At 73.9% G+C, this 19,446-nt stretch carries 20 protein-coding genes; 4 read left to right on the forward strand and 16 right to left on the reverse strand.

What is annotated here, in order from left to right; all coding sequences use genetic code 11:
- Window positions 1-33: 33 nt before the first annotated feature.
- The 6 genes from ABD158_RS14700 to ABD158_RS14725 are packed head-to-tail and all read right to left on the reverse strand — an operon-like array spanning window position 34 to window position 6,760.
- On the reverse strand, window positions 34-807 hold the full coding sequence (locus ABD158_RS14700; RefSeq protein ID WP_344008299.1) for an ABC transporter ATP-binding protein: 774 nt from the start codon (window positions 805-807) through the stop codon (window positions 34-36).
- Window positions 804-1,721: an ABC transporter permease gene (locus ABD158_RS14705; protein WP_344008300.1), complete on the reverse strand. Its 918-nt coding sequence runs from the start codon at window positions 1,719-1,721 to the stop codon at window positions 804-806. The genes ABD158_RS14700 and ABD158_RS14705 overlap by 4 nt, the downstream gene beginning before the upstream one ends.
- Window positions 1,714-3,735, reverse strand: coding sequence for a glycosyltransferase (locus ABD158_RS14710; RefSeq protein WP_344008301.1), 2,022 nt, complete (start codon window positions 3,733-3,735; stop codon window positions 1,714-1,716). The genes ABD158_RS14705 and ABD158_RS14710 overlap by 8 nt, the downstream gene beginning before the upstream one ends.
- The gene (glf, locus tag ABD158_RS14715) at window positions 3,732-4,913 is read right to left on the reverse strand and encodes a UDP-galactopyranose mutase (RefSeq protein WP_344008302.1); all 1,182 of its coding nucleotides are present in this window, start codon (window positions 4,911-4,913) and stop codon (window positions 3,732-3,734) included. The genes ABD158_RS14710 and glf overlap by 4 nt, the downstream gene beginning before the upstream one ends.
- Window positions 4,914-4,919: 6 nt before the next feature.
- Window positions 4,920-5,840 carry a glycosyltransferase family 2 protein gene (locus ABD158_RS14720; RefSeq protein WP_344008303.1) on the reverse strand — a complete coding sequence of 307 codons (921 nt, stop codon included), beginning with the start codon at window positions 5,838-5,840 and terminating at the stop codon, window positions 4,920-4,922.
- Window positions 5,837-6,760: a glycosyltransferase family 2 protein gene (locus ABD158_RS14725; RefSeq protein ID WP_344008304.1), complete on the reverse strand. Its 924-nt coding sequence runs from the start codon at window positions 6,758-6,760 to the stop codon at window positions 5,837-5,839. Before ABD158_RS14725 ends, ABD158_RS14720 begins: the two co-directional genes overlap by 4 nt.
- 38 nt (window positions 6,761-6,798) lie before the next feature.
- Here ABD158_RS14725 and ABD158_RS14730 point away from each other — a divergent pair, with 38 nt between their 5' ends.
- On the forward strand, window positions 6,799-7,623 hold the full coding sequence (locus tag ABD158_RS14730; protein ID WP_344008306.1) for an inositol monophosphatase family protein: 825 nt from the start codon (window positions 6,799-6,801) through the stop codon (window positions 7,621-7,623).
- A 117-nt stretch (window positions 7,624-7,740) separates the two neighbouring features.
- On the opposite strand, the gene ABD158_RS14735 is transcribed toward ABD158_RS14730, so the two are convergent.
- Window positions 7,741-9,153 carry an LCP family protein gene (locus tag ABD158_RS14735; protein WP_344008307.1) on the reverse strand — a complete coding sequence of 471 codons (1,413 nt, stop codon included), beginning with the start codon at window positions 9,151-9,153 and terminating at the stop codon, window positions 7,741-7,743.
- A 289-nt stretch (window positions 9,154-9,442) separates the two neighbouring features.
- A complete protein-coding gene (locus ABD158_RS14740; protein WP_344008308.1) occupies window positions 9,443-10,048 on the reverse strand; it encodes a GNAT family N-acetyltransferase in 606 nt (201 codons plus the stop codon).
- 54 nt (window positions 10,049-10,102) lie between these two features.
- Here ABD158_RS14740 and ABD158_RS14745 point away from each other — a divergent pair, with 54 nt between their 5' ends.
- Complete coding sequence (locus ABD158_RS14745) at window positions 10,103-11,404, forward strand: LCP family protein (RefSeq protein ID WP_344008309.1); 1,302 nt, start codon at window positions 10,103-10,105, stop codon at window positions 11,402-11,404.
- A complete protein-coding gene (locus ABD158_RS14750) occupies window positions 11,404-12,300 on the forward strand; it encodes a crotonase/enoyl-CoA hydratase family protein (RefSeq protein ID WP_344008310.1) in 897 nt (298 codons plus the stop codon). The genes ABD158_RS14745 and ABD158_RS14750 overlap by 1 nt, the downstream gene beginning before the upstream one ends.
- Before the next feature lie 55 nt (window positions 12,301-12,355).
- On the opposite strand, the gene ABD158_RS14755 is transcribed toward ABD158_RS14750, so the two are convergent.
- A complete protein-coding gene (locus ABD158_RS14755; protein WP_344008311.1) occupies window positions 12,356-13,084 on the reverse strand; it encodes a dienelactone hydrolase family protein in 729 nt (242 codons plus the stop codon).
- Between the two features lie 35 nt (window positions 13,085-13,119).
- On the opposite strand from ABD158_RS14755, the gene ABD158_RS14760 reads away from it, so the two are divergent.
- The gene (locus tag ABD158_RS14760) at window positions 13,120-13,536 is read left to right on the forward strand and encodes a CoA-binding protein (protein WP_344008312.1); all 417 of its coding nucleotides are present in this window, start codon (window positions 13,120-13,122) and stop codon (window positions 13,534-13,536) included.
- Here ABD158_RS14760 and ABD158_RS14765 read toward each other — a convergent pair.
- The 7 genes from ABD158_RS14765 to ABD158_RS14795 all read right to left on the reverse strand — a co-directional run bounded on the left by ABD158_RS14765 (window position 13,521) and on the right by ABD158_RS14795 (window position 19,394).
- On the reverse strand, window positions 13,521-14,747 hold the full coding sequence (locus ABD158_RS14765; protein WP_344008593.1) for a heparan-alpha-glucosaminide N-acetyltransferase domain-containing protein: 1,227 nt from the start codon (window positions 14,745-14,747) through the stop codon (window positions 13,521-13,523). The two genes, ABD158_RS14760 and ABD158_RS14765, sit on opposite strands and share 16 nt — an antisense overlap.
- Complete coding sequence (gene purE / locus ABD158_RS14770; RefSeq protein WP_344008313.1) at window positions 14,744-15,292, reverse strand: 5-(carboxyamino)imidazole ribonucleotide mutase; 549 nt, start codon at window positions 15,290-15,292, stop codon at window positions 14,744-14,746. Before purE ends, ABD158_RS14765 begins: the two co-directional genes overlap by 4 nt.
- A 1-nt stretch (window position 15,293) precedes the next feature.
- Window positions 15,294-16,496: a 5-(carboxyamino)imidazole ribonucleotide synthase gene (locus ABD158_RS14775; protein WP_344008314.1), complete on the reverse strand. Its 1,203-nt coding sequence runs from the start codon at window positions 16,494-16,496 to the stop codon at window positions 15,294-15,296.
- A 33-nt stretch (window positions 16,497-16,529) separates the two neighbouring features.
- Window positions 16,530-16,892, reverse strand: coding sequence for a winged helix-turn-helix domain-containing protein (locus tag ABD158_RS19270; protein WP_425573210.1), 363 nt, complete (start codon window positions 16,890-16,892; stop codon window positions 16,530-16,532).
- A 73-nt stretch (window positions 16,893-16,965) separates the two neighbouring features.
- Window positions 16,966-18,021, reverse strand: coding sequence for an adenylate/guanylate cyclase domain-containing protein (locus ABD158_RS14785; RefSeq protein ID WP_344008594.1), 1,056 nt, complete (start codon window positions 18,019-18,021; stop codon window positions 16,966-16,968).
- Entirely contained in the window at window positions 18,011-18,526 is a 516-nt protein-coding gene (locus ABD158_RS14790) for a PH domain-containing protein (RefSeq protein ID WP_344008315.1), read from the reverse strand. Before ABD158_RS14790 ends, ABD158_RS14785 begins: the two co-directional genes overlap by 11 nt.
- A gap of 31 nt (window positions 18,527-18,557) precedes the next feature.
- Window positions 18,558-19,394 (reverse strand): biotin--[acetyl-CoA-carboxylase] ligase, encoded by an 837-nt coding sequence (locus tag ABD158_RS14795; RefSeq protein WP_344008316.1) that lies wholly within the window; start codon window positions 19,392-19,394, stop codon window positions 18,558-18,560.
- Between the last annotated feature and the right edge of the window lie 52 nt (window positions 19,395-19,446).

A 19,446-nucleotide genomic window follows, 5' to 3' on the forward strand; every position in this document is an offset into this window, starting at 1 on the left:
CCGAGAGAAAGTCCCGACGCTGGGCGTGGCGCGTCAGACGTCGGCGCCGAGCCCGTCGTCGGTGTCCGGCTCGTCGCCCGGCCCGTCCTCGTACTCGAGGTACTTGATGCCGTCGTCCGTGGGACCGTCGAAGCCGACCCGGCCCTGCTCGAGGACGATCACCCGGTCGCACATCCGCCGCACCGAGGCCGCGGCGTGGCTGACGTAGAAGATCGTCCGGCCGCTGTCGCGGATCTCCTCCATCCGCGCCATGCACTTCTTCTTGAACGGCCGGTCCCCCACCGCGAGCACCTCGTCGGCGAGGAAGATGTCGGAGTCCACGTGCACCGCGACCGAGAAGCCCAGGCGGGCCGCCATGCCGGAGCTGTAGTGACCGACCTGCGAGTCCAGGAACTTGCCGATGTCGGCGAACTCCACGATGTCGTCGAACTTGCGCTTCGTCTCCGCCTCCGACATCCCCTGCACGGCGGCGTTGAGGTAGATGTTCTCCCGCCCGGACAGCTGCGGGTGGAACCCGGCGCGCGCCGCGATCAGCCCCGCGATCCGGCCGCGGGCGAGCACCTGGCCGCGGTCGGGGCGCATCACGCCGTTGACGAGCTTGAGCAGCGTCGACTTGCCGGAGCCGTTGAGGCCCATCAGCCCGATCGACTCCCCCTGCTTCACCTCGAAGGAGACGTCGCGCAGCGCCCAGAAGCTGTCGGTGAGCTCCTGGCGGCGCACGGCGGCGACCGTCATCTGCTTGAGGGTGCGGTGGTAGCGCAGCGTGAACTTCTTCGACACGTCGTCCACGACGATGGAGGTGGTCACAGGCGCTCCGGGATCTTGTTCTCGAGCCGGCTGAACACCAGCTGGCCGACCACCAGCACGACCACCGACCCGGCGAGGGCGCCCAGCCCGATCAGCAGGATGTGGTCGGGGATGTGGAGCCGGGTGTACTCCGCGGGATCCTGCGTGGTGCCCACCCAGAAGGCGCGCTGCACCAGCAGCACGGCGTCGGCGATCGGGTTGGCCAGGTAGAGCGTGGCGAACGAGCCGAACCGCTCCGAGACCAGCGTGTAGGGGTAGATCATCGGGACGCCGAAGCGCACGAAGTTCGTCAGCACGTTGACGACCTGCGCGAAGTCGCGGAAGAACACGTTGGCCGCGCTGAAGAGCAGGGCGAGCGCGGTGCCGAGGACCCCGATGATCAGCAGCGCCACGACCATGCCGAGCATCCCGACCGGGTCCGGGCTCCAGCCGTACCACAGCGAGATCACCACGAGGATCGCGATCTGCGGCAGCACGTGGTAGCCGGAGACCAGCATCGACGCCACCGGGAACATCTCCCGGGGCACGGCCATCTTCTGCACCAGCTGCCGGTTGCCGACGATCGAGCGCGTGCCGGCGTTGAAGGTCTCGGTGAAGAAGGACACCACGACCAGCCCGCAGAAGACGTGGACCGCGAAGTTCTCGAAGCGGTCGCCGAGGCCGACGACGATGCCGAGCACGAAGTAGTAGAGCAGGAACTGCGTGAACGGGTTGACGTAGGACCACAGGATGCCGAGGAACGAGCCCTGGTAGCGGGCGCTGATCTCGCGACGCACCAGCAGCCGCAGCAGGTAGCGGCGCCGGAAGACCTCGAACAGCCCGGTGGTCGCCGACGGCGGCACCAGCGGCAGCGCCGAGGTGTCGTACGCCGGGCGCTCGCCGTCGCCGGTCGGGCGGGCGGCGGTGTCAGTCACCGTCGCCCTCGGCCGACGCCGGGGTGTCGGGCCCGTGGAGCCAGGGCCGCAGCGTCTCCTCCCAGGTCTCGGGCGAGGTGATCCGGGGCAGTGCCTCGCGGTACTCCGCCGCCAGCCGCGGCCACTCGCGCTTGAGGCGCTCGTGGATCTCGAGGGTCTTGGCCAGCTGGGCGCGGAAGGTCTCCGGGTCGCGGCGGTACAGCGCCGCCGAGGTGCCGTCGTTCATCGACACGACCGCGGAGTCCAGGGTGCCGAGGCGGTACCACTTGGCGTCCGCGGCGCGGACCTCCGCCTCGGGGTGGGTCCGCGACAGCGCCCGCGGGGGCGTGAGCTGGCGCAGCGGCTGCAGGCCGGCGCGCAGGAGCAGCTGCTTGCGGGTGGGGATGTGGTTGCCGTCGCGGCCCTTGCGGGGCGGCTTGCTGCGCCGCACGTCGGGGAAGGCGTCGGGGTCGGACTCGAGCCGGCCGTCGAGGAACTGCTTGCGCATCGCATTGACCTCGGCGAGCCGGGTCGGCAGCACGCGGTGCAGGTGGTCGGGGCCCTCGAGGACGTCGAGCAGCGCCTGGTGGCGCATCTCGACCGTCGAGTACTGCATGGAGACCAGCCGGGCGATCTGGTGGTTGCGGCTCTCCCGCACCATCCGCCCGCCCTTCTCGTACTGGCTGTGCAGCAGCGCGGCGACGAAGCGGTTGCGCTGGTGGAAGTAGGCCTGCCAGTCGACCGCGTCGTTCTTGTCGGTCCACGGCACGTGCCAGACCGCGGAGCCGGGGAGGCTGACGGTCGGGATCCCGGCCTGCTTGGCGCGCAGCCCGTACTCGGAGTCGTCCCACTTGAGGAACAGCGGCAGCGACAGGCCGATCTGCTCCATCGTCGAGCGCGGGATCAGGCACATGAACCAGCCGTTGTAGTCCACGTCGATGCGGCTGTGCAGCCAGCGGGTGGAGCGCAGGTTGCGGGCGGAGAAGTCCCAGTCCGGCACGACGCCGGGGGCCGAGCCCCACCAGAAGGTCCAGGGCTGCACCTTCTCGCCGTAGCTGTGCAGCCGGGCGCGGGAGTACAGGCTGAACATGTGGCCGCCGACGATGGTCGGGCGGCGCGCGAGGTCGCCGAAGGTGATCGCGCGCACGATGCTCTCGGGCTCGCACACGACGTCGTCGTCGAGCATCAGCGCGTACGACGCGGTGCCCTTGCGCACCGACTCCAGCTGGCCGCGGGCGTAGCCGCCGGACCCGCCCAGGTTGCCCTGCTCGAGGATGCGCAGCGTGTCGCCGAGGGCCTCGCGGGCGGCGCCGAACTGCGGGGAGTCGGCGACCTTCTGCGTGCCCTGCTCCATCACCATCACGGTGTCGAGGTAGCCGCGCAGGTGCTCGTCGCCGCCGACCTGCGCGAGCAGGTTGGCGCAGAAGTCGGGCCGGTTCATCGTGGTGATCGCGATGTCGACGGTGCCGTGCTCGGCCCGGTCGTCGGGCACCTCGGCGCTCCACTCGGCGCCGAGCAGCACCGCGTCGGTGTCGCCCGCCACGAGGTCGTACCAGTACCACCCGCCGTCGGCGAACGGCTTCAGCGGCAGGTCGAAGGTGAAGGTGGCCTTCGACTCCTCGCCGGTGCTGCCGCCGTCGACGCGCTGCGAGCGGCCGTCGGCGGTGGAGCGGTAGACTACGAGGCCGGCGCCGGCGCCGGCGACCTGCACGGTGAGGCGGACCTCGTCCACGACGGTCCAGCGGCGCCAGTAGCTGGCCGGGAAGCCGTTGAAGTAGGTGCCGAACGAGAGCCGCTCGCCCGAGGGGACCCGCATCGCGGTGCGGGACTCGACCTGCTCGGGGCCGATGGTCTCGCCGCCGCCGACGCCGGTGCGCATGGCGGTCGCGTTGACGGCCTGGGCCGTCTTGTTGGTCCCCACCTCGTAGCGGTCGAGGTCGAGGCTGGCGGGCTTCGAGTCGACGTACAGGCTGATGACGTCCAGGTCCCCGTCGACGGGGAGGATCTGGCGCTGCAGCAGTCGGCGTGCACTCATGCGTCGACCCCTCCGCTCCTCAGGGCCGCACCCTCGGCGAAGTGGGGGCGCAGCGTGTTGTCGAACATGGACAGGGCCGAGCCGATGGCCATGTGCATGTCCAGGTACTTGTAGGTGCCGAGGCGGCCGCCGAACAGGACCATCGGCTCGGCCTTGGCGAGGTCGCGGTAGCGCAGCAGCTTCTCGCGGTCCTCCGCGGTGTTGACCGGGTAGTACGGCTCGTCGTCGGGCTCGGCGAAGCGGCTGTACTCGTGGACGATGACCGTCTTGCCCGGCAGGTGGGTCCGGGCCCGCTCCGGGTGGAAGTGCTGGAACTCGATGATCCGGGTGAAGGGGACGTCGGCGTCGTTGTAGTTGACGACGCCGGTGCCCTGGAAGTCGTCGACGTCCTCGACGGAGGCCTCGAGGTCGACGGTGCGCCACGACAGCCGGCCCTCGGAGTGGCCGAAGTACTCGTCGACGGGCCCGGTGTAGACGATCGGCACCCTGCCCTTGTACTCGTCGGCCACGGCGAAGAAGTCGGTCTCGAGGCGGACCTCGATGTTGGGGTGGTCCGCCATCCGCTCCAGCCACGCGGTGTAGCCGTCGGTCGGCAGGCCCTCGTGGGTGTCGGAGAACCAGCCGTTCTCGTAGGTGTAGCGCACGGGCAGGCGCGTGATGATGTCGGCGGACAGCTTCGTGGGGTCGGTCTGCCACTGCTTGCCGGTGTAGCCCTTGATGAACGCCTCGTACAGCGGGCGCCCGATCAGGCTGATCGCCTTCTCCTCGAGGTTCGTGGCGTCCTCGGTGGCGATCTCGGAGGACTGCTCGGCGATCAGCTCGCGCGCCTCGGCCGGCGTGTGCGCCTTGCCGAAGAACTGGTTGATCAGCCCGAGGTTCATCGGCAGCGAGTAGACCTGCCCCTGGTACTTGCCGAACACCTTGTGGCGGTAGTCGGTGAAGGAGGTGAACCGGTTGACGTACTCCCACACCCGCTCGTTGGAGGTGTGGAACAGGTGCGCGCCGTACTTGTGCACCTCGATGCCGGTGGTCGGCTCCTTCTCGGAGTAGGCGTTGCCGCCGAGGTGGTGGCGCCGCTCGAGCACCAGGACCTTCAGGTCCAGCTCGGACGCGCAGCGCTCGGCGATGGTGAGTCCGAAGAAGCCGGACCCGACGACGACCAGATCAGGGAGTGACACGGTCGATCACTCTACGGAATCGGCGGGCAGGGCCCGCATCCCCCGCGCCGCCCGCAGCGCCCGGAGGACGTTGCGTGCCTCACCCGGCCCCCCGCGCACGGGGCTCAGCGCCACCACGCCGGCCGCGATCAGCCAGGGCTTGGCGCGCACCAGGGGGCTCTCGCCGTAGCGGAGGTGGACCGCGAAGAGGTTGCGGTACATGTAGAAGCCCTTCCACCCCCCGAGGTCGTGCTGCTGGTCGAAGTCGAGCTGACGCACCAGCACGGCGTCGCGCACGGCGAGGATCCGCCGGCCCGCCCGTCGCGCGCGGATCGCGTAGTCGACGTCGTCGTAGAAGATGAAGAACGAGGCGTCGGGCAGGCCGATCTCGGCGACGACCGAGCGGCGGACCATGAAGCCCTCGAACGCGACGTTCTCCAGCTCGACGGTCGCGGGCATCGCCGCCCGGGTGAGGTACGTCGTCTCGACCATGGCGGTCTTGGGCTTCACCGCCCGCGCCCGGGTCAGGTCGAACCGGAGCGCGGACTTCTCCACCAGCGCACCGGCGCGGTCCTCGCGGACCGCCATCAGGCAGTCCTCGTCGTACGACATCAGCACCGCGAGGCAGTCCGGCGCGGGCACGACGTCGTCGTCCATGAGCCAGATCCGGTCGAAGCCCCGGTCGTGGGCCTCCTTCACCGCCGCCCGGAAGCCGCCGGCGCCCCCGACGTTGGTCTCGCTGCGGATCACCTGCAGCCCCACCAGGTCGCTGGCGGCCAGGACCTCGGCGGTGTGGTCGGTGCTGGCGTTGTCGACGACGATCACCGCGTCGGGGGCGCGGGTCAGGGCCGCCAGGCCGGCGAGCATGCCGCGCAGCAGGTCGGCGCGGTTGTAGGTCACGACCGCGACGGCCACGGTCTCCGGGCGCGCCCCGGGGGTGGCGCTCATCGGCGGAGGTAGGCGCGGTGGCCGGTGAAGTCGCCGCGCAGCCCGGCGTACGCCGCGCGGGCGCTGGTCGCGATCCGGCCGGGCTGGGGCCGGGTGAGGGCGTAGAACCACACGGTCTTGACCCAGAACGCGAGCACGTGGGGCCAGCCGCGGTAGTCGCGGAGGTTGACGGTGTTGTTGCGGGCCATGCAGTAGTGCTTCAGCTCGCTGGGGCTGTGGTTGTACGTCGTGCGGCCGCCCATCATCGGCGTGCCGAGCTCGCCGACGCTGGGGTGGTGCACCCGGGCGCCGGGCAGCGTCGCGACGCGGCCCCCGGCCCTCTCGGCGCGCAGCCGGTACTCGTGGTCGTCGCCCCAGATGAAGAACTCCTCGCGGGGCAGGCCGATGCGCTCGACCAGCTCGCGGGTGACCAGGACGCCGTTGAAGGGGATGACGACGTCGCGGACCAGCCCGTCGAGGGCCGCCGCCTCGACGTCGGTGACGCGGTGGACGGTGCGCAGCGAGCCCGGCAGCCGGATCGGGAAGACGAGCCGCTCCGGGTCGGCCTCGTCGACGACCACCGGACCCCAGAAGTCGAGCTCCCCGTGGCGGGTGAGCAGCTCGGCCAGGCAGCCGGGCTCGGGCAGGCCGTCGTCGTCCATGAGCCAGACCAGGTCGGCGTCGCGGCGCATCGCCCACTCCAGGCCGGCGTGGAAGCCGCCCGCACCGCCGGTGTTGGTCGCGAGGGTGTGGCTGCGCAAGCCCGTCACGGCGGCCTCGCGCTCGGCGAGCCACTCCCCCGTGCCGTCGGTGCTGGCGTTGTCGACGACGAGCACCTCGTCGAGCTCGGGCACCTCGGCCAGGCGGTCGAGCAGGCGCCGGAGCAGGTCCAGGCGGTCGAACGTCACGACCACCGCCACCACCCGCACACGTCCGACCATGACCGGGACCCTAACGGCGGGCACTACCGTGGACCGACGTGACCACCGACCTCGCGACCGACGCCGTCCTCGACCTGCTCGTCGACGTCGCGGAACGCGTGATCACCCCCCGCTTCCGTGCGCTCGACGACGCGGAGGTCATGGAGAAGAACCCCGGCGACCTGGTCACGGTGGCCGACCGCGAGGCCGAGGTCGAGCTGACCGCCGCGCTGCGCGCCGCCTACCCGGACGCCGTGGTGCTCGGCGAGGAGGCGTACGCCGCCGACCCGGCCGTGATGGACCGCTTCACCGCCGCGGCGCGCGCGGGCCACGCCTTCACCGTCGACCCGGTCGACGGCACCAAGAACTTCGTGCACGGCTCGCCCGACCACGCCGTGATGGTCGCGGAGCTGCGCGAGGGCGAGGTCGTGCGCGGCTGGATCCACCAGCCCCAGCACGGCCGGTCCTTCGTCGCCGAGCGCGGCGCGGGCGCCTGGGTCGACGGGCAGCGGCTCACCGTGCCCGCCACCACCGGCGACCTCGGGTCGTGGCGCGCCGTCACCTCGGCGCGTCGCTGGCTGCGGACGCGCGTGGAGGGCATGGCCCCGTTCGAGCTGACCTGGGTGTGCTGCGGGGTCGACTACCCCTCCGTCGCCGCCGGGCTCGCCGACGTCGCCCTCTACGGCAACGGCCTGCCCTGGGACCACGCCCCCGGCTCGCTGCTGCTCACCGAGGCCGGCGGCGCGGTGGCCGGCGCCGACGGCGCGCCGTACGACCCGACGCGCCCGCACCGGCTCGGGGAGCGCGGCCCCCTGCTCGTGGCCGGCTCCGCCCAGGTCCTCGACGCCGTCGCCCCGCTCGCCCGGGGCCTCCCCCAGCGCTGACCACCGCGGACGGCGATCGAGCCGCCCCGCACCCGCCGGGCGCCACCGGCACCCGCGGAGGACGGGGTGCCCGGTGGCACCGCCGGGTCCCGGTGGCGGGCGGACCGCTCGCGCGGCTCAGCAGGTGGCGCCGAGGTCCTCGGCCTGGTTGGCGGCGTACCCGTCGCTCATGGAGCCCAGCGAGCCGCCGGTCATGGTGGTCGGGGTGGTGGTCCGCTTGCGGGACGGCTTCGGGGCGGGCTTGCCCTCGGCGCGGTCGATCGCGTTCTGGACGCGGTTCTGGACCAGCTCGATGTCGGGCTCCGCGGTGTTGATGAGCGGCGGCACCAGCGAGACCGTGGCGATCGGCTCCGAGCGGGCCTTCAGCGCGAGCTGGGCGAAGGTGTCGACCTCCGAGCCAGGCACGTTGGTCGAGAGCATGGCGGAGCCGGCCTCGGCGATGCTGCTGAAGTTCTTCAGCGCCGTCTGCGGGCTGACCTGCTGGAGCATCGCGGACATCACGCACTTCTGGCGGGCCATGCGGGAGTAGTCGTCCGAGCCCTCCCGGGCGCGGGCGAACCACAGCGTGTCGTGGCCGTCGAGCTTCCGCACGCCCGGCTCGATGTAGCCGGTGACGTCGGAGCCGAGGCCGCCGACCGGGATCCGGTCGCGGACGTTGAGCTCGACGCCGCCGACCGCGTCGACCAGTCCGGTGAAGCCGGCCATGTCGACCATCGCCCAGTAGTTGATGCGCAGCCCGGTGATGCCCTCGACGCCCTGGATCGTGGCGTCGATGCCGGGGGTGTCGGAGCCCTTGAAGACCTCGGGGTGGTCGGTGGCCCAGGTGCTGATGGCGTTGAGGTAGCAGTCGTCGCAGTCCCAGCCCTGCGGGAACTCGCGGTGCATCTCGCTGCCCTTCGGGAAGGGGAAGCTCGACATGTTGCGGGGCAGCGAGACCAGCACGGTCCTGCCGGACTCGGCGTCGACGCTGGCGACGGTGAGCGAGTCGGGTCGCAGGCCGACCCGGCCGGCCCCGGCGTCGCCGCCCATGAGCAGCACGTTGTAGCGCCCGGCGGTGGCGGCGGTGGCCTCGCCGTCGCCGAACATCGAGGCGATCAGGTCCCGCTGGACGCCCACGACGTGCGCCCCGAACAGCAGCGTGCCCGCGACCGTGAAGCACATCAGGCCGTTGACGCCGACGATCGCGATCCGCTGGCCCTGGCGCAGCGTGAGCGGGTTGCCGAGGCGCCAGGCGTCCATCAGCAGGGCGGCCCAGCCGACGGCGAGCAGCATCAGCCCGAACCGCACGACGGCGAGCACCGCGGTGTCGGAGGCGAGGGTGAAGACCATCCCGTGCCACGCCAGCCCGGTCAGCGTCAGGACCAGCAGCACCGCCAGCAGGCCCAGCCAGATGCGCAGCGCGATGCGCCCGACCCGCTGGTTGCCGGCGATCAGCTGCGCGGAGCCCGGCGCGACGAGCGTGAGGACCATCAGGGTGATCGCGCGGCGGAACCGCACCCTCGCCGCCCGGTCGTCCGTCGCCGTCCGCACGGGTGCGGGGTGGCGGACGGAGTCCGTCGCGGTCGGGTGGCCGGGCGGGGTGCTGGAGCTGCCCGGGGGTGGAGCGGACGCCATCGGGACCTCTCTGCTCAGGGGAAGGAAGCAGTGACGCCGGTACGTCGCCGAGGCGACGCGGACGAGTGCGCCGCAAGTATCACCAGCCCCAGCCGTCACATCCGTGACGGCGCGCCGTAACCCTCACGTAGAACTTGAGTGTCGGGGCGGCGCGGTCGTGGGGCGCGGTCGCCACGTCAGGGACCGTCCCGCGGCGGGCGGACGATCAGACCCAGAGCCGGCGGAGGGCCGCGGTCACCTCCGCGGTGGGCACGCGGTCGAGGTAGACCAGGCGGACCGCGTCGGGGTCGGGGTTGCCGGTGTCGGGGCCGCGGTGGACGAGCCGCAGCCCCAGGCCCTCCGCCGTACGACGGGACGCGACGTTGTGCTCGACGAGGAAGGCCAGCACCGGGCGGTCGGGGGCGACGGCCGCGGCCGCGGTCATCGCGTGGCGACCCACCTCCGTCGCCAGCCCGCGGCCCTGGACCGCCGGGGACAGCCGGTAGTAGAGGTTCCACCACGGCAGCGGGCCCTCGTCGGTCCGCCGGACCGAGCACCCGGCGCGACCCACGACCGGCGAGCCCGGACCGGCCTCGGCGAGTCGGACCGACCAGGGGGCGAGGCCGTCGCCGGCCCAGCGCTCCTCGTCGCCGGCGACCGTCGCGACCGTCTGCTCGAGCGTCGTGTGGCGACCGGACGGGAAGTGCCCCCACACCGCCGGGTCGGCGTGCAGTGCGTGCACCGCGGGCAGGTCGCCGGGCCCGTGGGCGTCGAGGAGGAGACGGGCCGTGCGGGTGTGGCGCCAGGTCGTCGGGGCGTCGTGGTGCGGCACGCCCGCCATCGTGCCCGGCCGGGGCGACGGCGGGCAGCCCGGTACGGTCGCCGCATGGCTGACTCCTCCGGCGGACCCGAGAAGGGCACGCCCGAGTACGACTGGCTCTACGGCACCTCGACCAGCGGCGACGCCGGTCGGGCCGCGGGGCCGGGCCCGTCGAGCCCGGACGAGGAGTCCACGCAGGTGTTCCGGTCCTCCGGCCGCCCCGACCCGCAGGGCGGCGACGACCGGACACAGACGTTCCCCGCCGCCGGGCCCCCCGCCGGGCCCGCCGCCGGCTCCCCGTACGGCGCCCCGTCGTACCGACCGGCGCAGGAGCCGCCGCCGCGCCGCCCGGTGCCGCCGCCCCAGCAGCCGGCGCCCCCGCCCGGACGCTCGTCGGGTCGCTCCGGCGGCCGCCGGTTCCCCCGCCCGCGGCCGCGCTGGATCCTCGCGCTGCTCGTCCTGTGGCTGGTGTTCCTGGTCGTCACCCCGATCGTCGCCTACCTCCGCATCGACCGGGTCGACGCGTTCCCCGACGACGACAACCGCCCCGACAACCAGCCCGGGACGACCTACCTGATCGTGGGCAGCGACTCCCGCGAGGACCTGTCGGCCGAGGAGCGCGAGGAGCTCGGCACCGGCGACGCCGCGGGCCGGCGCACCGACACCATCCTGCTGCTGCGCGTCGGCAGCGGCCCCGACGTGCTGCTCTCGGTGCCCCGCGACCTGCAGGTCGAGATCCCGGGCCGCGGCAGCGACCGCATCAACGCCGCCTACGCCTACGGCGGGGCCAAGCTGCTGACCCGCACGGTCGAGGCGACCACGGGGGTGCGCGTGGACCACTACGTCGAGATCGGCTTCGGCGGGTTCGTCGGCGTCGTCGACGGGGTCGGCGGCATCGAGATCTGCCCCGAGCAGGCGATGGACGACCCGCTGGCCAACCTGAGCGTCCGCCGCGGCTGCCAGGAGGTCGACGGCCGGACCGCGCTGGGCTACGCCCGCAGCCGCAACTTCCCCAACGGCGACATCCAGCGCGCCGAGAACCAGCGCGAGGTGGTCTCGGCCGTCGGCGACAAGGCCCTGTCGCCGTGGTCCGTGCTCAACCCGCTGCGCTGGTGGCGCCTGAACATGTCCGCCGCCGCGTCGCTCGACGTCAGCGAGGGCACCGGCCCCTTCGCGCTGGGTCGCTTCGCCTTCGCCATGACCAACGTCGGCGGCGAGGGGAGCCTGACCTGCAGCTACCCGATCGCCGGCATCACCAACCCGCTGCCGCCGGACACCGCCCGCGCCGACGAGCTGTTCGGGCGCATCATCGACAACGAGACCGAGCGGATCGGCCGCCAGCTCTGCACCCCGACAGGACTCCCCTGATGACCGGCACCACCCCCGACGAGCGCCCCTACGAGACGCTGCGCTGGGAGGTCGACGGCGACGGCATCCTCACGCTGACGCTCGACCGGCCCGACGCCCTGAACTCCTTCACCGTCACCATGGCGCGCGAGCTGGTCGCCGCCTTCGGTCGCGCGAGCGCCGACGACGACGTCGCCGCGGTGGTCGTGACCGGCGCCGGCCGCGCCTTCTGCGCGGGCATGGACCTCTCCGCCGAGGGCAACGTCTTCGGCCTCGACGAGGACGCCCACCCCACACCCGAGGACCTGCGCGACCGCCTGCACGAGCCCCGGATCGCCGACGGCGTCCGCGACACCGGCGGCACGGTCAGCCTGGCGATCCACGACTGTGCGAAGCCCGTCATCGCGGCGATCAACGGTCCCGCGGTCGGCATCGGCGCGACCATGACCCTGCCGATGGACGTGCGCCTCGCCTCGACCGAGGCCCGCATCGGCTTCGTCTTCGGGCGCCTCGGGATCGTGCCCGAGGCCTGCTCGACCTGGTACCTGCCCCGCATCGTCGGCGTCTCCCGCGCCCTGGAGTGGACCTACGCCGCCGACGTGCTGACGGCGGCCGAGGCCCACGAGGGCGGGCTGGTCCGCTCGCTGCACGCCCCCGAGGAGCTGCTCGACGCGGCGTACGGGCTCGCGCGGCGCTTCACCACCCACCGCTCCCGCGTCGGCGTCGCGATGACCCGCCGGCTGATGTACGCCGGGCTGGGCTCGGCGCACCCCCTCGACGCGCACCGCGCCGACTCGCTCGCCATGTGGCACGCGTCGGTGGGCGACGGCAAGGAGGGCGTCGCGGCGTTCCGCGAGAAGCGGTCACCGGAGTTCACCGGCCGTGCGTCCGAGGCGCCGGAGCTGTTCCCCGGCTGACGCCGCCGGAGAGGACCCGGCTCGACCCGGTCCGGCCGGGCCGGCGGCTGCGGGCTCAGGCCCGCAGGTCGGCGTACAGCTCGTGCAGGGTGGTGAAGTGCCGCCGGGTCGCGGCCTCGTCGTAGACCGAGGTGTCGGCCATCGAGTAGCCGTGGGGGGCGCCCTCGTAGACCTCGTTGACGTGCGCCAGCCCGAGCCCGTCGAGGGTCTCCCCCAGGGTCGCGACCGCCTCCGGCGGCATCGCGGAGTCCTGGTCGGCGTGGCCGAAGGCGAACCGCGCCCGCGCGGTGGCCAGGGTGCGGTGGGGGCTCTCGGGGGCGTCGGTGACCAGACCGCCGCCGTGGAACCCCCCGCACGCGGCGACGTCGTCCGGCATCGCGGAGGCCGCGCGGACGGCGACCGCGGCACCCATGCAGTAGCCGACCACCCCGACCGGCCCGTCGACGCCGTGGGCCCGGAGGGCGGCGACGCCGGCGTGACCGTCGGCGACGGCCTGGGCGGGCGTGTAGGCACCCAGCCGCTGCATGGCACCGGCGAAGAACTCTTCGCGGGCACCGGGCGCGGTCAGGTCCCCGGCGGGAGCGAGGTCGTCGGCCCGCCCGGCGCGGTGGAACAGGTTCGGCACCAGCACCGTGTGGCCCCAGGAGGCGACCTCGTCGGCCATCTCCTCGAGGCGGGGCCGGAGCCCGATCGCGTCCATGCACACCAGCACGCCCGGTCCGGACCCGGTCAGGTAGGCCTCCACGGCGTCGCCGGCCACGTCGATCTCGATGCGCTCACCCATGCCCCGACCCTAGGTGGCGGTCCTAGGGTGGCCCGGTGAGCGCCGAGTGGCAGGACCCCGAGGCCGTGCGCCTCATGCTGGACGACCTCGAGACGTGGGCCGTCGTCGGGCTGGGCGGCGACCCGAGCCGGACGGCGTACTCCATCGCGCAGCTGCTCCAGCAGCGCGGCAAGCGGATCGTGCCCGTGCACCCGCGGGCCGCGACGGTGCTCGGCGAGCCCGGCTACGCCACGCTCGCGGAGATCCCCTTCGGCGTCGACGTGGTCGACGTGTTCCGGCGCTCCGAGCAGGCCGGTCGGTTCGCCGACGAGGCCGTCGCGATCGGGGCGCAGGCGGTCTGGTTCCAGCTCGGCGTGATCGACGCCGAGGCCTTCGCCCGCACCCGCCGGGCCGGTCTCGCGATGGTCATGGACACCTGCCCCGCCATCGAGTGGCGTCAGCGCGGGGACTGATCCGGGCCCGGCCCGGGGCCCGGCGCGGGGCCCCGCACGGAGCGCTCCGCCGCCCGCGACACGGCGGTGACGGCCGCCTCCAGCGGTCCCCGGCGGCCGGCGGCGGCGAACCCGGCACCGATCAGCAGCAGCACCAGCACGTGGGGCGCCAGGTGGTCGTCGGGCGGCCACACGTCGGGGGTCCGCAGCACGACGTGCAGCGTGTACAGGCTCAGCGACATCCGGCCCGCGCCGAAGCCGACCTCGACCGCGCGCGACGTCGCCGCCGGCAGGCGCAGGGTGACGAGCAGGCAGGCGCCGACGACCAGCATCGCGCTGCCCGCGGTCTGCGCGAGGTCGAACGGCGTGGCGCTGTGGGGGGCGACCGTCAGCAGCCAGGCCCACGACCCGCCGGTCGGGGTGGTGCCGCCGGTGCCGCCGGCGAGACGGTCCAGCAGGGCCTCGCCGTCGGGGGCGGGCACGTCGACGAGCAGCCGGGACACCACGTCGGCGCGCTCGGTGAGCAGGCGGGAGACGGCGGTGGCCGCGACGGCGAGCACGCCCCCGGCGACCGCGAGCGAGGCGGCGACGTCGAGGCGGCGCAGGTCGCAGCGGCCGATCGCGAGGCCGACCAGCAGGTAGGTCAGCCACGGCACCGCCGGGTAGTAGCCGGTGAGCAGCAGCTCCGAGACCAGCCGGGCGGGCTCGGCCAGCGACGTCGGCTCCGGGCTCGTGAAGCCGCGCTCGGGAAGCGCCGGCCGCACCACCTGGGACACCACGGGCGCCGCGACGCACCACACGGCCGCGGCCAGCCACAGCCACCGCGCCCGGAGGCCGACGAACGGCAGGCCGAGCACGAACAGGACGCCGTAGTAGGTGAGGATCACCGCGAGCCCCGAGCCGGCGGCGCCCAGCAGCAGGCCGAGCCCGGCGAGGACGACCGCGCGGACGACGAAGCCGTACGAGCGCGCCACCCGCTCGCGACCACGGACCGGGGCGGTGCCGCCGGTGCCCAGCGCGAGGGTGACCCCGGCGAGCACGGCGAACAGCGCCGAGGCCCGGCCACCGGCGACCCAGTGGGCGGCGGTGAGCGAGCCGTCGAGGTCGCGCTCGGCGACGACGTGGGTCGCGACCATCCCGAGCAGCGCCACGCAGCGGGCGACGTCGAGGCCGACGAGCCGACCGGCGCGGGGCTGGGCGCTGCGGTCGGCGGCGGGTGCGGCGGTGCTCAGAACCCCGTCCGTCGGCTCGCGCCGCCCGAGGCCCGGCGGACGACGGCGCCCTTCTCCTGCGCGGCGGTGCGCAGCGAGGCCTGGAACGCGACCATGCGCTCGCGCAGCCCCGGGTCGGAGGCGCCGAGGATGCGGGCGGCGAGCAGGCCGGCGTTGCGGGCGCCGCCGATGCCGACGGTGGCCACCGGGACCCCGGCGGGCATCTGGACGATGGACAGCAGCGAGTCCAGGCCGTCGAGGTGGCGCAGCGGCACGGGCACGCCGATGACGGGCAGCGGCGTGACCGAGGCGAGCATCCCCGGCAGGTGGGCGGCGCCGCCCGCGCCGGCGACGACGACCGACAGCCCGCGCCGGGCCGCCTCGCGGCCCCAGGTGAGCATGTCCTCGGGCATCCGGTGCGCGGAGACGACGTCGGCCTCCCAGGCCACGCCGAGCTCGGTGAGCGCGTCCCCGGCGGCCTCCATGACGGGCCAGTCGGAGTCGGAGCCCATGACGATCCCGACCCGGGGGCCGGTCCGGGTCTCGCCGGTCTGCTGCTCGCTCATCTCACTCGCTCTCGTCGCCGAGGTCCCCGCGGAACCAGGCGGCGGCGTGCCGCGCCCGGGTCAGGCAGTCCTCGAGGTCGTCGCCGTAGGCGTTGACGTGGCCGACCTTGCGACCGGGCCGCAGGTCCTTGCCGTACAGGTGCACCCGGAGCCGGGGGTCGCGCGCGAGCGCGTGGGGGTAGCCGTCGTAGAGCCGGCCCACGTCGGGGTCCTCCGAGCCGAGGACGTTGACCATCACGGTCCACCGCTCGCGCGGCGCGGGCGAGCCGAGCGGCAGGTCGAGGACGGCGCGCAGGTGGTTCTCGAACTGCGAGGTCACCGCGCCGTCCTGCGTCCAGTGGCCGGTGTTGTGGGGGCGCATGGCCAGCTCGTTGACGAGGATCCGCGCGCCGGAGCCGTCGCTCGGCGCGGTCTCGAACAGCTCCACGGCCAGCACGCCGACCACGCCCAGCTCACCCGCGATCCGCAGGGCGACCTCCTGCGCGTGCGCGGCCAGCTCGGGGTCGAGGTCCGGGGCGGGCGCGACGACCTCGTGGCAGATGCCGTCGGTCTGCAGCGACGCGACGACGGGGTACGCCGCGGCCTGCCCGCTCGGGGAGCGCACGACGATCGCGGACAGCTCGCGGCGGAAGTCGACGAGCTCCTCGGCGAGCACCTCGACGCCGGAGGCCCGCGCGGTCGCGAACGCGTCGGCGGTGGCCGCCTCGTCGCGGACCACCCACACCCCGCGCCCGTCGTACCCGCCGCGGCTGGTCTTGAGCACGCACGGGAAGCCGAACGCCGCGACCTCCGCCGGGGTGGTGACGACCGCGTGGCGGGGGCAGGGGACCCCGAGCTCGCTGAGGCGGCGGCGCATGACGACCTTGTCCTGCGCGTGGACGAGCGCGTCCGGCCCGGGGCGGACGGCGAGGCCGTCGGCCTCGAGGGCGCGCAGGTGCTCGGTCGGCACGTGCTCGTGGTCGAAGGTGACCACCGCGCAGCCCTCGACCACCCGGCGCAGGTCCGCGAGGTCGGTGTGGTCGCCGACGAGGTGGTCGCCGATCACCTGCGCCGCGGCCACGTCGGGCCCCTCGGCCAGCAGCCGCAGCGGCAGCGCCATCTCGGCGGCGGGGGCGGCCATCATGCGGGCGAGCTGCCCGCCACCGATGACCGCGACGGTCGGCGCACGGCCCGGCGCGGGGCCGGGCGTCGACGGGAGAGCCACGACGAGGAGCCTAGTGGCGTCCTCGGCGGAGGCTCAGTGGGCCTCGAGGGTCCGGGCGCCGTCGTGCCGCGCCTCGCCGTCCACCGCCGCGACCGGTGCCCCGGCCTCGAACCGCAGCCCGCGCCCGCGGACCGTCGTGATCAGCGTCGGCCGCCGGGGGTCGTCGCCGAGCTTGCGGCGCAACCAGCCGAGGTGGACGTCGAGGGTCTTGGTCGAGCTCCAGAAGTCGGTGTGCCACACCTCGCGCATGAGCTCGGCGCGCGTCACGAGGTGGCCGGGACGCCGGATCAGCGCGTGGAGGAGGTCGAACTCCTTGCGGGTCAGCACCACCGGGACCCCCGCCCGCCAGGCCTGGCGCGCGTTGGGGTCGAGGCTGACGTCCTGGCCGATGAGCACCCGTCCGACGATAAGCAGCCGTCAGGCCGCCGGCAGGAGAATCCGGAAACTCGCCCTGCCGGGTGCGCGAGGATCAGCTGCGGCGCACGGCCACGGGCTCGATCAGCCCGAAGCCGCGGACCGGACGCGCCGGCAGCCGCCACGTCTCGTACGACGGGGGCAGCAGCTCGGCGGTGGCGGCGTCGATGATCACCCGGTTGCGGCGGGCGACGGCGGTGAGGCGGGCGGCCAGGTTGACCGGCGGCCCGAAGACGTCGCCCATGCGCAGCGAGACCGTGCCGCTGGCGAGGCCGACGCGGACGTCGGGCATCTTCCGGTCCTTGCCGATCACCCGGATGATCCCCTCGGCGGACCGCATCGCGCCGACGGGGTCGTCGTGGAGGAAGAGCACGGAGTCGCCGATCGACTTGATGACGCGGCCGCGGTCGTTGCGCACGACGTCGTGGCAGCGCTGCTCGAAGAGCTCGACGAGGTCGCCGATGCGGTCGTGCTCGAGGGTGTTGGACAGGGCGGTGAAGCTGACGATGTCGGCGAAGCCGACCGTCACGTGGGCGACGTGGAGGTCCTCGTCCGCGGCGCCGAGGGCCTCGAGCCGCGCCACCGCGGCGGCGAGGTGGCGCCGCCAGGCGTAGACCAGCATCGTCTCGAAGCCCGACCCGATGTCCTTGACGAGCCGCAGCGCGAGGTCGGCGCGGGTGGGCGGGGTCCCGGCGGTCCCGTCCTCGCGGGCGGTCACGCCGTACCCCTGGGCCTCGAGCTCCTCGATGCGGGTCACGAGGGTCGCCACCTCCCACTCGGCGAGCCGGCTCATCGTCTGGCCCACCGCACGGGTGAGGTTCACCGCGGTGTCGAGGTCGATCAGGCCCTCGCCGGCGGTGGCGTAGAGGTCCCGGACGGCGGCCACGTCGGCCTCGGTGAAGCCGATCGTCGTGGTCGTGCCGCCGGCGTCGGTGCTGCCGGGCTCGCCGTCGAGCTCGGGGAACCCCAGCGACCGCCACAGGCGACGGGCCTGGTCGGGGTCGACGCCGGCGCGCTCGACCACCTCGGCGCCGGTCAGGGTCGGCCGCTCGCCGAGGATGGCCTCCTCCAGACGGGAGCGCTGGTCGCGCCCCTCGGGATCAGGCGCCATCGTCACCGCGGGTCCGACCCTCGCCGAGCTCGTGGAGCTCCTGCGCGACCATCAGCTGCACCCGCTCGACCCGGGGGACGTCGTGCAGCTCGACGCGACCCTCGACGCTCGCGTCGGAGACCACGAGGGTCCCGCAGCCGAGCAGCCGGTCGAGCACGCCGATGTCGAAGTCGACGCCGCTGATGCGGTTGAGCGGGATCGTGCGGCCCTCCTTCGCGATGATCCCGGAGCGGGCGATGAAGCGGCGGTCCGTGAACGTGTACGTCGTCGTCAGCCACCGCAGGAACGGGCGCACCACGAACCACAGGACCACGACGACCGCGACGCCGAGCGCGACGTAGTCGAGGACCTGCTCGGTGGTGCCGGTGCCGACGCGGCTGACGAGGCCGGCCGCGACGAGCGTGACCAGCAGCACGAGCAGGGGCACCAGCAGCACCTTGACGTGGGTGCGCGTCGAGACCACGACGCGCTCGCCCTCGTTGAGGAGTCTGCTCGGGAAGGCCACGTCCGCAGTCTGTCACCACCGCGGCGAGCGGTTAGCGGATCTCGGAGTCGGAGCGGTACGACGTGCGCGCGTCGGGGCGGACGTGGACCACGTCCCCGGCGCCCACCGGGACCAGCCGCTCGCCGTCGTCGACGACCAGCCGCCCGCCGGGGTCGATGTCGACGGCCCGTCCGACCAGCGGCGGCGAGGCCGGCAGCTCGACGCGCACGCGGCGACCCACGGTCGTGCAGGCCCGGGCGTACGCCGCCCGCTGCCGGTCGGCGGCCGGGTCGGCCTCCCAGGCCGCGACGCCCGCGGTGAGACGGTCCAGCAGCCCGACGAGCAGGTCCTCGCGGGGCGGCGCGGCGCCGTCGGCGACGAGCAGCGAGGTCGCCGTGGGCACGGGCAGCTCGTCCTCGGTGAGGGTGACGTTCAGACCGATCCCGACGACCGCGGCGGGCCCGACGGGGGTCTCGTGGCGCTCGACCAGGATCCCGGCGACCTTGCGGTCGGCGACCAGGACGTCGTTGGGCCACTTCAGCCCGACGGTCAGCGTGTGCTCGCGCAGCACCTCCCACACGGCGTACCCGGTCAGCAGCGGCAGCCAGGGCCACCGGGGCATCGGCACCTCGGGGCGCAGCAGCACCGAGAAGGTCAGGCAGGCCCGTGGCGGGGTGGTCCACACGCGGTCCAGACGGCCCCGGCCCGCGGTCTGGTGCTCGGTGACGAGCACGAGCCCCGCGGGCTCCCCGGCGACGGCCCGGCGGGCGACCTCGGCGTTGGTCGACGGGGAGGCGTCCACCACCTCGAGGCGGACGCCCGCGGGCAGCCGGTCGGGACCCAGGCGGCCCGGGTCCAGGGGCGGACGGTGCTCGGACGGGGCGCTCACGGGTACTAGGTTGGCGCACGTGAGCGCACAGACTGACGAGGGCACGGCCCCG

Source organism: Nocardioides lentus (genome assembly GCF_039529515.1).
Taxonomy (GTDB): Bacteria; Actinomycetota; Actinomycetes; order Propionibacteriales; family Nocardioidaceae; genus Nocardioides; species Nocardioides lentus.

Bases quoted from the DNA above. Each gene is read 5' to 3' on its own strand.
- ABD158_RS14785 (WP_344008594.1), bottom strand. From the start codon at position 18,021: ATGGCGCCTGATCCCGAGGGGCGCGACCAGCGCTCCCGTCTGGAGGAG.
- ABD158_RS14720 (WP_344008303.1), bottom strand. From the start codon at position 5,840: ATGAGCGCCACCCCCGGGGCGCGCCCGGAGACCGTGGCCGTCGCGGTC.
- purE (WP_344008313.1), bottom strand. From the start codon at position 15,292: ATGAGCGAGCAGCAGACCGGCGAGACCCGGACCGGCCCCCGGGTCGGG.
- ABD158_RS14725 (WP_344008304.1), bottom strand. From the start codon at position 6,760: ATGGTCGGACGTGTGCGGGTGGTGGCGGTGGTCGTGACGTTCGACCGC.
- ABD158_RS14750 (WP_344008310.1), top strand. From the start codon at position 11,404: ATGACCGGCACCACCCCCGACGAGCGCCCCTACGAGACGCTGCGCTGG.
- ABD158_RS14745 (WP_344008309.1), top strand. From the start codon at position 10,103: ATGGCTGACTCCTCCGGCGGACCCGAGAAGGGCACGCCCGAGTACGAC.
- ABD158_RS14755 (WP_344008311.1), bottom strand. From the start codon at position 13,084: ATGGGTGAGCGCATCGAGATCGACGTGGCCGGCGACGCCGTGGAGGCC.
- ABD158_RS14710 (WP_344008301.1), bottom strand. From the start codon at position 3,735: ATGAGTGCACGCCGACTGCTGCAGCGCCAGATCCTCCCCGTCGACGGG.